This is a genomic window from Micromonospora sp. NPDC047187 (assembly GCF_040643355.1).
Classification (GTDB): domain Bacteria; phylum Actinomycetota; class Actinomycetes; order Mycobacteriales; family Micromonosporaceae; genus Micromonospora; species Micromonospora salmantinae.
This window is the reverse complement of the sequence record NZ_JBEYUF010000001.1, coordinates 536450-549070: the sequence shown is the minus strand read 5'-3', so window position 1 is coordinate 549070 and position 12621 is coordinate 536450. Positions and strand designations below refer to the sequence as shown.

General features: G+C 70.3%; 13 protein-coding genes and 1 pseudogene. 2 read left to right on the top strand and 12 right to left on the bottom strand.

The window, feature by feature from the left end:
- Positions 1-177 precede the first annotated feature (177 nt).
- From ABZ794_RS02325 to rpmB, 12 genes and pseudogenes are all read right to left on the bottom strand, one after another.
- Positions 178-830 (bottom strand): annotated as a pseudogene (locus ABZ794_RS02325) (choice-of-anchor M domain-containing protein).
- Positions 827-1483 (bottom strand): choice-of-anchor M domain-containing protein, encoded by a 657-nt coding sequence (locus ABZ794_RS02320; protein ID WP_357513807.1) that lies wholly within the window; start codon positions 1481-1483, stop codon positions 827-829. The pseudogene ABZ794_RS02325 and the gene ABZ794_RS02320 overlap by 4 nt, the downstream one beginning before the upstream one ends.
- A gap of 63 nt (positions 1484-1546) precedes the next feature.
- Positions 1547-2464 carry an anchored repeat-type ABC transporter permease subunit gene (locus ABZ794_RS02315; protein ID WP_357513805.1) on the bottom strand — a complete coding sequence of 306 codons (918 nt, stop codon included), beginning with the start codon at positions 2462-2464 and terminating at the stop codon, positions 1547-1549.
- Entirely contained in the window at positions 2464-3207 is a 744-nt protein-coding gene (locus ABZ794_RS02310; RefSeq protein ID WP_210780540.1) for an anchored repeat-type ABC transporter ATP-binding subunit, read from the bottom strand. Before ABZ794_RS02310 ends, ABZ794_RS02315 begins: the two co-directional genes overlap by 1 nt.
- Positions 3204-4196 (bottom strand): choice-of-anchor M domain-containing protein, encoded by a 993-nt coding sequence (locus tag ABZ794_RS02305; RefSeq protein ID WP_357513803.1) that lies wholly within the window; start codon positions 4194-4196, stop codon positions 3204-3206. The genes ABZ794_RS02310 and ABZ794_RS02305 overlap by 4 nt, the downstream gene beginning before the upstream one ends.
- Positions 4196-5779: an anchored repeat ABC transporter, substrate-binding protein gene (locus tag ABZ794_RS02300; protein ID WP_357513801.1), complete on the bottom strand. Its 1584-nt coding sequence runs from the start codon at positions 5777-5779 to the stop codon at positions 4196-4198. The genes ABZ794_RS02305 and ABZ794_RS02300 overlap by 1 nt, the downstream gene beginning before the upstream one ends.
- On the bottom strand, positions 5776-7374 hold the full coding sequence (locus tag ABZ794_RS02295; protein ID WP_247668660.1) for a TIGR03773 family transporter-associated surface protein: 1599 nt from the start codon (positions 7372-7374) through the stop codon (positions 5776-5778). Before ABZ794_RS02295 ends, ABZ794_RS02300 begins: the two co-directional genes overlap by 4 nt.
- Positions 7375-7404: 30 nt before the next feature.
- On the bottom strand, positions 7405-8499 hold the full coding sequence (locus ABZ794_RS02290; RefSeq protein ID WP_210780543.1) for a DUF916 domain-containing protein: 1095 nt from the start codon (positions 8497-8499) through the stop codon (positions 7405-7407).
- A 129-nt stretch (positions 8500-8628) separates the two neighbouring features.
- Complete coding sequence (locus ABZ794_RS02285) at positions 8629-10101, bottom strand: choice-of-anchor M domain-containing protein (RefSeq protein ID WP_210780544.1); 1473 nt, start codon at positions 10099-10101, stop codon at positions 8629-8631.
- A gap of 53 nt (positions 10102-10154) precedes the next feature.
- On the bottom strand, positions 10155-10460 hold the full coding sequence (rpsN, locus tag ABZ794_RS02280) for a 30S ribosomal protein S14 (RefSeq protein ID WP_210780545.1): 306 nt from the start codon (positions 10458-10460) through the stop codon (positions 10155-10157).
- The gene (gene rpmG, locus ABZ794_RS02275; RefSeq protein WP_013287204.1) at positions 10460-10627 is read right to left on the bottom strand and encodes a 50S ribosomal protein L33; all 168 of its coding nucleotides are present in this window, start codon (positions 10625-10627) and stop codon (positions 10460-10462) included. The genes rpsN and rpmG overlap by 1 nt, the downstream gene beginning before the upstream one ends.
- Positions 10627-10863 carry a 50S ribosomal protein L28 gene (rpmB, locus tag ABZ794_RS02270; RefSeq protein WP_210780546.1) on the bottom strand — a complete coding sequence of 79 codons (237 nt, stop codon included), beginning with the start codon at positions 10861-10863 and terminating at the stop codon, positions 10627-10629. Before rpmB ends, rpmG begins: the two co-directional genes overlap by 1 nt.
- Before the next feature lie 200 nt (positions 10864-11063).
- Between rpmB and ABZ794_RS02265 the strand changes: the two genes are divergently transcribed.
- The gene (locus ABZ794_RS02265; RefSeq protein WP_210780547.1) at positions 11064-12359 is read left to right on the top strand and encodes a GTP-binding protein; all 1296 of its coding nucleotides are present in this window, start codon (positions 11064-11066) and stop codon (positions 12357-12359) included.
- Positions 12356-12616, top strand: a complete 261-nt coding sequence (locus ABZ794_RS02260) for a type B 50S ribosomal protein L31 (RefSeq protein WP_210780548.1) — start codon at positions 12356-12358, stop codon at positions 12614-12616. Before ABZ794_RS02265 ends, ABZ794_RS02260 begins: the two co-directional genes overlap by 4 nt.
- Positions 12617-12621 lie beyond the last annotated feature (5 nt).

The following is a 12621-nucleotide window of genomic DNA, read 5'->3' as shown; positions in this document are numbered from 1 at the left end:
GGTTTTCCCCCATCCCACCCCCCAACGCAATGGGCTAGGGGGGTTTTTGGTGGCATTGGGCGGCGGGCGGCCCCTATCTTATTAGGCCCCCCCGCCGATCGGATCCGCCACGGCACACCCGGTCCTACCGGGGCGGATACTGACAAGGAGTTGGCAGATCAACCGCGGTGGGACGGGTCACGAAAGGACCTCGAAGGTGAAGGTCTTGGCGCCTGAGCTGACGGTGGCGCCGCTGGAGGCGAGTTTGCCGGTGACTTCGAAGGTGACGGCGTAGGTGCCGGCGGCGTCGAAGCCCCAGTTGGCGTGGGCATGGGTGTTGTAGGTGACGTTGAGGCTGTCGGGCAGGCCGTTCCCGCTGTCGAACAGCACGGTGGGGGTGCCACCGGAGACGGTGTAGATGCTGAAGCCCGCGGGGCCGGAGACGCTCGTGAGTTTGAAGGTGACCCGGTTGTTCTGGAAGATGCCGCTGGGCACCTCGGTGGTGTTCCACCCGGCCCAGAGCAGCCCGGCGCTGCTGGACTGCGGCAGGACCCACGCTTGGCCTCCGGTGCCGAGGAAGGACCAGGCCGCGCCACCGGGCACTGTGATTTTGCCGGTGTTCGGCACCCGGAAGAGCACGTCGGCGGGGTTGCGTTCGACGCTGGTGGTGCCGGTTCCGTCCAGGACGTTGACGGTGAGCGCACCGGCGGCGTAGTCGACGTCGATCACGTCGACATGACCGCTGGAGAGCACCACCGGCGCCGCGCGACGGGCGTAGCGGTGCCGACGAGGAGTGCGGTCGTCATGATGAGGCCGGCGAAGAACCGGTTGCGGGTACGCATGGCGTTCATGCCTTGACCGTGAAGCGGAGCGTGGCGGGGGCGGAGGTCACCTGCTGGCCGGTGGCGGCCAGGGTGCCGGTGGCGCGCACTGTCACCCGGTAGGTGCCGGCCTCGTCGAACGCCCAGTTTGCGTGCGTGTGGTCACCGGCGGTGACCGTGATGGCGTCCGGCAGACCGTCGCCGCTGTCGGCCAGGATGGTTGGCTGGCCGACAGCGTTCTCGGTGTAGATCGCGAGCTGGCCGGGACCGGTAACCGACGTCACGGACAGGGTCAGTGCGTCGCCTGCGAAGACTCCGGCGTCGATCTCCTCGGCGGCGATGCCCGGCCAGATCAGGTTGGTGTTCTCGATCTGCGGCAGGACCCAGACCGGGGACACGCCTGGGGTGCCCAGGAAGGAGAAAGCGGGGTCGGCGGGGACGGTGACCTTGGCTTGGCGCTCGACGATCAGCCTGACCTCGTCGGCGCCGTACTCGATGTCGTTGCCCTCGTCATGGACGCCGACCTCCAGCGTGCCGGCCTCGTAGGCCAGGTCGACGAGGTCGAGATGGCCGGTGTTGAACACCACGGCAGACGTGGGGCCGGCCTGGGCGGGCAGGGCCGTGGCGACCAGTGCCACTCCCAGGACACCCGACGCCAGTAGATGACGGATGGTGCTGCGCACGAAGAGACTCCTCTCCCGCGAAGGTCCCGAGTGGACCAGCGCTTAATGGAAACGATAGTCGTTTTACTTTGCTTGCGATAGGGCTGGACGAGGGCTCGGATGCACGTCGCCGCCGAGTTCCTGCCCGCCGGGGCGTCGCCACCGTCGGGTCAGGAGGCCGTGCCGCGGGGCGAACAGCCAGGCGGCCAGGAAGACCGCGGTGGCGACCAGGACGATGGTGCCGCCGACCGGTGTGTCGTAGCTCCAGGACAGGTACAGCCCGACGGTCGCCGCAACGCCGCCGATCAGCGGGGCGAGCAGCATCATCACGCCGAGTCGGTCGGTGAGCAGACGGGCCGCCGCCGCGGGGGTTATCAGCAGGGCCAGGACGAGGATGTTGCCGATGGTCTGCAGGGAGATCACCACGGCCAGAGTGACCAGGACGTAGAGCACGATGTCGAGCCAGAAGACCGACAGCCCCATGGACCGGGACATCTCCCGGTCCAGGCAGACCGCGACGAATTCCTTGTGCAGGGCAAGCACCAGGCCGAGGATGACCAGGCCGGTGCCCCCGACGACGTACAGGTCCCGGTCCGGGATACCGGTGATCGAGCCGAAGAGGAACTGCTGCAGCGACCCGGCGTATCCGGGGGCCTGCGAGATGATCACGATGCCGAGGGCGAACGCGCCGACCAGGAAGACGCCGATGATCGAGTCCTCCTTGACCCGCCGGTTCTGCGAGAAGATCGCGATCAGCAGGGCGGTGGCGACACCGGCGACGGCGCCACCGAGCACCAGGCTGCCCTGCAGAACGAAGGCGACCGCGATTCCCGGGAAGACCGCGTGCGCCACGGCGTCGCCGATGAACGCCATGCCGCGCAGGACGACGTAGCAGCCGACGACTCCGCAGACGATGCTGGACATGACCGCGATCGCCAGCGCCTTGGGCAGGAACGCGAGGTCGGGGTTGAGCAGGTCGGTGAGGAAATGGGTGATCGACATCAGGTTGCCCTCACGAGCTTCAGTAGCGGGGAGGTTTCACTCACTCCGAAGGTCTTCGTCCACAACTCGGCGTCCTGCAGGTCCGCCGGCTGCCCGTCGGCGATGATCCGGCCGTTGAGCAGGACCAGACGGGTGCAGGAGTCCACTGCCGCGACGAGATCGTGAGTGGTCATCAGAACCGCGCGATCCTCTGCCGCCAGGCTGGTGAACAGGTCACCCAGTAGTTCCTGCGTGGGCATGTCGAGTCCGGTGAACGGCTCGTCCAGCAGCAGGATGCGCGGCGCGAGCGCGAGGGCTCGGGCGACCAGGACGCGTTGACGTTGCCCGCCGGACAACTCACCGACCGGCCGGCGACGCAACCCGGTCAGCTGCACGCGGTCCAGTGCGTCGCCGACTGCCCGCCAGTCAGCGACGCCAGGCCGGCGGAGCAGGCGGATGCGGCCGGTCCGACCGCTCATCACGGCCTGTTCGACCGAGATGGGAAAATCCCAGGTGAACTCGTGGCGCTGGGGAACGTATCCGATTTCGGAACGGCCGGGACGCGACGGCTTACCCTCCACAGTCACGGTGCCGCCGCGGGTGCGGGTCAGTGCCAGGACGGCGCGGAGCAGGGTGGTCTTCCCGGCGCCGTTGGGCCCGAGCAGCCCGACCAACTCGCCCCGGTCCAGGTGCAGCCGGATGTCCCGCAGTACCGGCCGGCCGCCGAGGTCCACGTCCAACCCTTCGATGTCGAGCGCTCTCACCGCTGGCCCTCCGACACCGTGGCGGCACGTTCCTGTTCGGCTCGGCGCTTCGCGCCGCGTCCGCGTAGCAGCAGGAGGACCAGTCCGACGGCGAGCAGGGCGGCCGCGCCCGCCAGCGCGATGAGCAGCAGTGGCGTGGGCCTGCCGGCAGGCTCGTTGTCCGCGGCTCGGTCCTCCCCGGTTGGTGCCTGCCCGGCTGCTGTGGGGAGGTCCGCGGTGGCGGCGAACGCCTCGTCGGCGCTGGTGGTGTCGCCCACGGCGATGCGCAGCGTACGGGTCGCCGAAACCGTCTCACCGTTGACCAGGTCGGCCGACGCCCGCACCGCGACCAGGTAGACGCCGGGCGCGGTGAACACCCAGTTGGCATGGGTGTGGGTGTTGACCTCGGCCCAGAACGGCTGCGCTGTGGAGTCGGCGGAGCGCCACAGCGGTTGGGGTGCGGCTAAGTTGCCCGACTGCAGATACGTCGTCAGATTCCCCGGTCCGCGTACGCCGAGCAGGGTCAGGGTGACGCCACGGTCGATGGTCTGCATCACCCTGGGGTCCTGGCTGTTCCAGCCGAGCCAGACGACGTTCTGGTTCTGGGTCTGCGGCACCACGTACACCCGCTTGCCGGCGTCGACGCCAAGGAAGGCGTACGTCGGGTCGTCGGGAACGGTCTGCAGCGCGGCGTCGGAGACCCGGAGCAGGACCTCGTCGGGGTTGCGCCACACCGGTCGCGCCTGCGTGCCGTCGTGGATCAGCAGCGTCCACTGGTTGTCGACGTAGCGGGGGCCGAGGTCGACGTGCCCGGTGGCGAGTTCCGCCCGGCCGGTGGCCAAGGGTTGGTCGGCGGCGATCGACTGGTTGAGGCCCGGTGTCGGCTCCTCGGCGCGGGCCGGGGTCTGCGTCGTGGCCAGCACGATGAGCGTGGCCACCGCGCATCGCAGGATGGCGCTGGTCGTGCGGGGGCGGCTTCGCGCCCGTCCTGCCGTCACTGGCTCCTCCATCACTTGTCCGTGGTCAGGCAGTCGTGCAGCGATTCGGCGTTGAACCGCATCATGTCGAGGTAGGTGGTGACGTCCCGGTCGAAGGTGTCGCCGTAGATCGGGCAGACCCGCAGCCCCTCCTCGCGGGCCACCTCGGTGAGGGTGGTGGATCGGGCCGCCAGGTTGGGCTCCAGGAAGACGGCGGGGATCTTCAGGTTGCGGATCGTCTCGGTGAGCCGGCGGCGGTCGGCGAGGCTCGGCTCGGTGGCGGGGTTCGGGGTGACGAAGCCGGAGATCCGGATCCCGTACGCCTGGCCCAGGTAGCTGAACGCGTCGTGGGTGCTGACCAGGTGGCGTCGTGACGGCGGGATGCGGGCGATGGTGTCGCGGACCTGGGTGTCGAGCGTCTCCAGTTCCCGGATGTAGGCCGAGGCGTTCGTGCGGTAGTCCGTCGCTCCTCGCGGGTCGACGCCGATCAGGGTGTCCCGGATCAGCTCCACATAGAAGATGGCGTTGCGGACGTTCTGCCACAGGTGCGGGTCGATCTCGCCGTGCACGTGCTTGCCGAGCACAGCCTGCGGAAGCTGGTAGACCTGGGTGCCGGGCCGGCCGAGGAACCGGAACCTGCGGTCACCGGGCACCTCCAGCAGTGCCTTGTTCGGCACCTCGATCACGGTCCTGGCCGGGTCGTACACCCGCTGGTTGGCTTCGCCGCTGCCCTCCGGGTCGGCGAACAGGTAGAGCCGCCGCTCGTCGAGGTCGACGGTGACGTCGGCGTGGCCGGAGTTCAGCACCTCCGCGCCCGCCATCCCTGGCACCGAGTGCGGGTCCACCCCGACGGCGAAGGTGAACACCTTCTCGCCCAGGGGCACGGGCGCGGTTTCGGGGGTCACCGCCAGGTGCGCCCGCATGGTCAGCCGGTAGACGCCGGGCTTGGTGAACGCCCAGCTCATGTGGGTGTGGGCGTCGGGTGGCAGCGTGGCGGTGTCGTCCCGGTAGCCGTTGGCGGCGTCGAACCCGTCGCCGGAGTCGACGTAGAACGACGGATTGCCGAACGACTCCGTCAGGTACGCCCGCACCCGGCCCGGCCCGTCCGCGGCGATCGCGGTGAGCAGCACGTCGGAGGCGCGGTTCGCCCCCTGGGCCACACCGGTGCCGCGTACCCGCATGCCCAACCAGATGGTGTCCAGCGACACGTCCTCGACCAGGGGGATGATCTCCGCGGCGTATTTCACCGCGCCCTCGGCCAGCGAGATGTTCGGTACGCCGTCGCGCAGGTTCGCGTCCAGCGCCTTGATGACGGACTGCTCTTCCAGGAGCAGGTAGTTGCTGAACGCCACGTCGGCGTAGACGACATCCCGGACGTCCCGCAGCGACGGCTCGTAGCTGTGCGGGTCGGCGTTGTCGGGCACCAAGGAGGTGACGGTCACCCGCCCCCCGCCGACGTTGCTCACCAGGTCCCGCAGGATGCCGGTGGTCGTGATGACCTGGACCCGGTCGTCGTCGGCGGTCAATGCCACCTCCGACCGGCAGCCGGCGATCAGCCCCACGATCACCAGCGGCAGGATCGCCTGCCGCAGCCGCGCCACGACCAGCGGCCTCATGCGTCCGCCGTCGCGAGGCCGGCGCGGCGGCGACGGGTCAGCAGCACCAGCAGCACCCCGACGGCGACGAAAACGATGCCAACCGCTCCGGCCATCAGCACCCAGCCGGCACCGGTGCGCGGGAGACGACCAGCACCGCCCTGGTTTCCCCCGTCATTGTCGCCGCCATCCCCCGTGCTACCGCCAGAGCCGAAGCCGCTGTTCGGGTCGGTGCTGTCGCCGACGGCGATGGTGAGCGTCTTCGTGTCGGTGACCGCCTTGCCGGCGCTGGTGGTGCCGTTCATCTGCACGGCGAGGCGGTACAGGCCGGGCTTGGTGAACGCCCAGTTGCCGTGCGCGTGGGTGTTCAGCGGAACGCTCAGTTGCTGCGGGAACGCCTTGGCGGAGTCGAACAAGACGTCGGCCTTGCCGAACGAGCCGGTCAGGAAGAGGGCGAACCGACCGGGCCCGTTGACGCCCTTCAGCGTCCACGTGACGTTTCCCTTCACCCCCGAGACGACGGACTCGTGCTGGGTGTTCCAGCCAGGCCAGACGATGCCCGCCTGTTGGGACTGCGGTAGCAACCACACGGCGTCGCCCTGCTTGCCGAGGAAGTCGGCGCCGGCGGGCACCGTGATCTTCGCGTTGTCCTTGACCTGGAGGACCACGTCGGCGGTTTCCCGCCAGACCGGAGGGCTGGTCCGGTCGTCCTTGATCCGGATCGTCCAGTTGTCCCCGGACAGTTGGGGGCCCATGTCGACGTGCCCGTCGGCAATCACCTGACGGGCACCCGTGGCGGTGGTGGCCGCCGCCTTCGGGGCCGCCGGTGCGGCCGCGGCGGGCTTCGGCGTGGAAGCGGGCTTCGACGCAACCGGGGGTGCGGCGAGTGCGCGCGCTGCCGACTGCCCGTCGGGGCGCGTCGCCGACTTGGCCGGAGCAGGTGGCGGTGCCTGCTCGACCGGACTGATCGCGGGGACCCGAACCTGATAGGTCGCTTCGGCGCTGATTTTCTGGCCGGAGCGCAGCGTGGCCGAGCCGGTCAGGGTCAACCGGTAGTCACCGGCTGCGTCGAAGGCCCAGACCACCCCGCCGGTACGCGTCGCCACCGGCAGCCGCACCGTCCGCTTCAACCCCGGGCCGCTGCCGAAGAGCGGGGTCGCCGCGCCGAGGCCGGACAGGGTGTACGCGGTGAACGTTCCCGGACCCTCGACCGTGCGCAGGGTGAGACCCACCGTGTCGTCGGTGACGACGCCGGGGCGTACCCCGGTGGTGTCCAGCGCGGGGAACCCGCTGTCGCCGGCGGACAGTGACCACACGGCGTGCCCCGGCGAACCGAGGAAGGCGAAGCCCTTGCCTGCCGGCACTCGGCCGGCGAGCCCGCCGGCCGGGCCGAGCACCACCTCGGCCGGGTCGTGTCCGGCCACGTCGCGGGACACCTGCTCGGCGTCGCGCAGCCGCAGCGACATCGAGCCACCGTCGAGCGCGACGGAAACCAGGTCCGCGCCGGCGGCGCTGACCGCGGCCGGTTCCGCGGCCGCCGGCGCACCCCCAAGGGCCAACGCCAGTACGGCTGTCGCAAGACCGGCGGCACCGGCACGCATGGTTCTCATCCTCATTGCCTGCTCCCCAGACGGCTTCGTAGTAGTTCATTCATTGACGTCGTGCCCGGCGGGGACCGCGGCCTCGCGGCCGTCCGAGGTCCGTTCGGTCTGCCGGCTGGCCTCGGCGCGACCCTCCTCCCGGGCGACGGCTACCGCCCGGGCGATCTGTCGGGCCCGCCGCCGCCGGGCGGCGACCAACGCCCAGCCGACGAAGGCGAGCAGGACCAGCAGGACCAGTTGGGGCAAGGGCACCGCCCAGACGGAGGCCCGCGCCGTGCCACTCTGCGGCGGCGGATCGAGGACCTGGTCGCCCACGGCGGCAGGCGTGACAGCGGCGCTCGCGCTCAGCCGGAACAGTGGGGGCACGCCCGTCATGCGGACGGTGGTGGTCAGTTCGCCGCCGGGCAGGATCTCCGGCAGGGCCGGCGCGTCGATCGCCTGCCGGCCGAGGCCGAATGGGCTGGCCGCGGCGAGCGTGGGCTGCCCGGTGAGCCGGACGTTGCCGGTGTTGCGGACGGTGAAGGTGGCGGTGAGCCTGCCACCGGCCAGGGGGTTGAGCGAGCCGGTGTGCCGTACCCGAAGGTCCTCGACGGTCAGCGCCGGTTGCAGCTCGCCGCTCACCCGCAGGTAGATCCGCGCGCCGACGCGGTGGTCGACGGCGACCTGGTTGCCCTGCGCGTCCGGCGCCGTGGCGGCGAGCGAGGCGACGATCCCGCCGGCGTGGTCCCCGGGCGTGGCGTTGTTGGGCACTGTAAGCGTGAACGGGATGTCCAGGCGGGACGTGGACGGGATGGTCACGGTGCCACCGGTGAAGCGGACCCAGGCGCCGACATCGGTGGGCTTCTGACCACCGGCCAGCAGGTCGAACCCGCCCTGCGCGGTGGTGAACGCGTCGCTGGCGTAGAGGTTCAGGGTGAGCGGGCGCGCCGAGTGGTTGGTGACCGCGACGTAGTCGGTCACCGTGGCGCCGGGATCGAGCTTGTAGGTGAACGCCGGCCGACCGTTCGGGCCCTTCGCACTCGACGGCGCCACCCCCCACGTCGCGGCAGACGTCGGCGGTGCCGGGGGCGCCGGCGTGGGCGGTGCCGGAGCCGCGCCGAGCAGGGCGATGCCGGTGGCGATGGCGGCGAACAGGCGCATGGTGGGGATGGGTTCCGTTCCTGGGTACGAGGGATGAAGCGGGGTGGGCGGGTCGCGGCAACGGCCCACCCACCCCGCGACCGCCCGGTGGCACGGTTCAGCGCCGGGCCACCGGACGGGTTCGGGCGATCAGATCGCGGTGAGGGTGAGGGTCGCGGAGTACGTCCCCGCGGCCGTCTCGGTGGGCAGGCTCAGCCGCAGACCCGCGCCCAGTTGCGCGGTGCCCCGCCCGGCACCGCCCGGCGCCGCTCCCAGCACCGCGCTGTTACCGAGACCGCCGCCGGACCCGACGACGTACGGCGTGACCTCCGGACCAGCGACGACACCCTGCCCGGAGCCCTGAGCGACAACCCGAGGGTTCCAGCCGAGGTAGCCGGAGCTGAACGTCGCACCGTCCGGCCCGGCGAAGTCCGCCGGGATCTGCCCGGACGCACTCCACCCCGGTCGGCCGGCGCGGGTGTCGGTCACCGTGACCGGGCGGAGCTCACCGTTGCTCTCCCACCGGTCACCACCGGCGGTGAGCTGCGCGGGCGGCAGCACCACGGCACGGTCGTCCGGGTTGACGCTGATCACCAGAGAACCCTGCGTCTCGTCGATCGACGCGGTGATCGTCTGCGAGGTGCCCGGCTCCTCCGGCGGGAACGCCACCCAGAGGGCGACCGGTTCGCTGGTCGCCACCACCTCGTGGGCGTCGCCGTACAACTTGACCACGTACTCGCAGGCGTTCAGCTCCCGGGTGGCCGTGAACGAGTACCTCGCTCCCGCCTCCCCCGCGATGATGGCCCAGTCGTCCGTGCCGGGGCACCTGCTGAACCAGTGGTAGTGGTCCAGCTCGCTCTGCGGCGTCTGCACCGCGTTGAGCGTCACCGTGTCGTTGGGCTGGTACTCGTCGGCCATACCGCTGACCGACAGACCGACCTCCGGCCCACCGCCGGACAGCTCGCCGACGACGAACGAGTAGTCGACCGGCCCGGTGCTGACCGTCGTGCCGTTGGTCAACGTCGCGTCGGCCTGGAACGTCAGGGTGTAGCTACCCAGCGCGCTGAACGCCCAGTTCGAGTGCGCGTGGGTGTGCACCGGCACGTCGATCGCGTCGGGCAGGCCGTCGTCGGCGCGGAACTTGATGATCGGACCGCCGAACGAGTCCTGCGTGAACAGCGTGACCGCGCCCGGCCCCTGCACATCGACCAGGCTGAGCCGCACCGTGTTCCCCTCGAACACCCCCGAACTGAGCGTCGTGGTGTTCCAACCCGGCCAGAGCAGATCCGGATCCTGGGTCAGCGGGAGCAACCAGACCTGGCTGCCCGCCGGCCCGAGGAAGGCGAACCGCGGATCGTCCGGAACGGCCATCGCCGCCTCCGGCAGAACCTGGAACGTCACGTCCGCCGGATCCCGCGTCACCGAAGGGCTGACCGTGTCGTCGTGCACCTTCAACGACAGCGCGCCATCCTCGTAGTGCACGTCGACAGCATCGGTGTGCCCCTTGGACAACACCACCTTCTCGGCCGCCGACGCAGCGGTCGGCGCCAGCACCGTGCCGGCGACCACCACCGCCCCGGCAACCAGGGCCGCGAAACCGCGAGCCCTCAGAATCGCATTCATACCTCCCCTTTCAGCACCGCGCCTACCTGCGCGCGGTGGTACATGTGCTGACATCACCAGGACGCCTTGCGCACCCCGGGCATCTCGCCACGCAGAGCCAGCTCGCGGAACCTCACCCGGGACAACCCGAACCGGGTGAGCACCCCGCGCGGACGGCCGTCGATCTGGTCGCGCGAGCGCAGCCGCACCGGGCTGGAATCCCGCGGCAGCCGGCTCAGCCGGCGCACCGCGTCGGCGCGTACCTCCGGGTCGGTGTCCGGATGGGCGACCAGCCGCTTCAGCTCCGCCCGCCCCTCGGCGTGCCGGGCCACCAGCTCCTCGCGACGCGCCTGCCGATTGACCAGGCTCTTCTTGGCCATCAGCGGGCCTCGCGGAACTCGACGTGCCGGCGGACGACCGGGTCGTACTTGCGCAGGACCAGCCGGTCCGGGTCGTTGCGACGGTTCTTGCGGGTGACGTACGTGTAGCCGGTGCCAGCGGTGCTGCGCAGCCGCACGATCGGTCGCACATCGGTCTGGCGGGCCATCAGAGCTTCACCCCCTGGGCGCGCAGCTCGGCGACGACCTTCTCGATGCCCTTGCGGTCCACGGTCTTCAGCGCCTTCGTCGTCAGGGTGAGGCTGACCCATCGCCGTTGCGACGGCAGCCAGTAGCGGTGGTTCTGCAGGTTCGGGTTCCACCGGCGGCGGGTGCGCCGATGGGAGTGGGACACGGCGTTGCCGAAGCTCGGCTTCGCGCCGGTGACGTCACAACGTCGGGACACAGTGCACGCTCCCTTGCTCAGGACAAACGATAACGACAACGGTTTTCAGTTCTACATCACCCGTTCGGTCAGACCCACCCCGGGTCGCTGCCGACGGCCTCGGCCAGGACCCGCCGCGCCCGTCGGGACCACCGTTCGCCTCGCCAACCTCCGTGTGCTTAGAATGACAATCGTTTTCAGTTAGCCTCGAGAGGAGTGCGATGTCGTCGTCACCACAGGCCCCGACCCACGTCGTCAGAACGGACGCGGACACCCGCCCGTCGTTGACGGTGCTGTCCGGGTTCTGGCCAGCGGCGACCTTCGCCGTCGCCCGGGCGTTGCTCGCCGCCGACGAGTCACTGCTGCTGGTGCGGCACGACCTCACCGGGATCCGCGACGGCGTCGTGCGTCGGGTGGTTCGCTCCGGCGCAGGCATCATCGAGGATGAGCAGGTCAACCTGAGGCACGGCTGCGCCTCATGCACACTGCGCGAGGACGTGCTGCCCACCCTCGTCCGACTCGCCCGCAGCCATCCAGGCCGCGACCTGGTGCTGATGCTGCCCGAAGTGGTCGAACCGGAGGCGGTCGCCGCCGCCTGCGCCCACTGCCTCGTCGACGGCGCACCGATCACCGCGCTCATCCGCGTCGACTCCTACGTCACCGTCCTCGACGCCGAACACCTCCTCGACGGCCTCGCCAGCACCGACGACCTCACCGCACTCGGCATCCAGGCCGCGGACAACGACGACCGCGCCCTCGCCGACGTCGTGGTCCGCCAGATCGAGTACGCCGACACCCTGCTGCTCTGGGGCCAGTCCCGAGAAGGTGCCTTCGACACCAGCCGCTTGTCAGTCCTGCTGCAGCGCATGGCGCCCTGGGCGGTGCACATCCGCGTCGACGGTGACCTCGTCGACGCCAGCACGCTGACCCGCCAACTACGCCACACCCACCGGCACCGACCGGAGACCCCCGGGCTGCTCGCCCGCGGCCTACAGGGCTACACGCTGGGCACACACGAGCCGGAATCCGACTGCGGTGTGGTCTCCACCGTCTTCCGCGCCCGCCGCCCGTTCCACCCGCAACGCCTGCACGACGTCCTCGAAGACGTCAACGCCGAGATGGTCCGCTCCCGAGGTCACCTCTGGCTGGCCACCCAACCCGACACCGTGGTGGCCTGGGAATTCGCCGGCGGCGGTCTGTCCATGGGCTCGCTCGGACACTGGCTGGTCAGCCTGCCCGAGGACCGCTGGGAGCACGTCGAAGACCAACGCCGCCTCGCCGCCGCCCTGGAATGGGACCCCTACTACGGCGACCGCCACCAACACCTGGTCTTCATCGGCCTCGACGTCGACCCCGTCGAGCTGCACCGCACCCTCGCCCACTGCCTGCTCACCGACGCCGAACTCGCCGACGGCGAAGAAGCCTGGCGCAGCTACCACGACCCGTTCGCCGGCTGCTTCCCCCTCCACACCGAGGAACTGGCCGACACCGACACCGAAGGAGCGCGACCCGCATGAAGCCCGGAATCCACCCCGACTACCGACCCGTCATCTACCGCGACAGAAGCGCCGACTTCGCCTTCCTCACCCGCTCCACCGCCACCAGCGACCAGAGCATCGAATGGACCGACGGCAACACCTACCCCGTCATCGACGTCCAGATCTCGTCTGCCAGCCACCCCTTCTGGACCGGCAAGCAACGCCTGCTTGACACCGCAGGCCGCGTCGAGAAGTTCCGTCAGAAGTACGCCCGTCGCGGGCCGCAGGGCACGTGACCATC

Excerpts from the sequence above, each read along its gene's own strand:
- ABZ794_RS02315 (WP_357513805.1), bottom strand. The coding sequence starts at position 2,464 with ATGTCGATCACCCATTTCCTCACCGACCTGCTCAACCCCGACCTCGCG.
- ABZ794_RS02305 (WP_357513803.1), bottom strand. The coding sequence starts at position 4,196 with ATGGAGGAGCCAGTGACGGCAGGACGGGCGCGAAGCCGCCCCCGCACG.
- ABZ794_RS02300 (WP_357513801.1), bottom strand. The coding sequence starts at position 5,779 with ATGAGGCCGCTGGTCGTGGCGCGGCTGCGGCAGGCGATCCTGCCGCTG.
- ABZ794_RS02295 (WP_247668660.1), bottom strand. The coding sequence starts at position 7,374 with ATGAGGATGAGAACCATGCGTGCCGGTGCCGCCGGTCTTGCGACAGCC.
- ABZ794_RS02290 (WP_210780543.1), bottom strand. The coding sequence starts at position 8,499 with ATGCGCCTGTTCGCCGCCATCGCCACCGGCATCGCCCTGCTCGGCGCG.
- ABZ794_RS02285 (WP_210780544.1), bottom strand. The coding sequence starts at position 10,101 with ATGAATGCGATTCTGAGGGCTCGCGGTTTCGCGGCCCTGGTTGCCGGG.
- rpsN (WP_210780545.1), bottom strand. The coding sequence starts at position 10,460 with ATGGCCAAGAAGAGCCTGGTCAATCGGCAGGCGCGTCGCGAGGAGCTG.
- rpmG (WP_013287204.1), bottom strand. The coding sequence starts at position 10,627 with ATGGCCCGCCAGACCGATGTGCGACCGATCGTGCGGCTGCGCAGCACC.
- ABZ794_RS02265 (WP_210780547.1), top strand. The coding sequence starts at position 11,064 with ATGTCGTCGTCACCACAGGCCCCGACCCACGTCGTCAGAACGGACGCG.
- ABZ794_RS02260 (WP_210780548.1), top strand. The coding sequence starts at position 12,356 with ATGAAGCCCGGAATCCACCCCGACTACCGACCCGTCATCTACCGCGAC.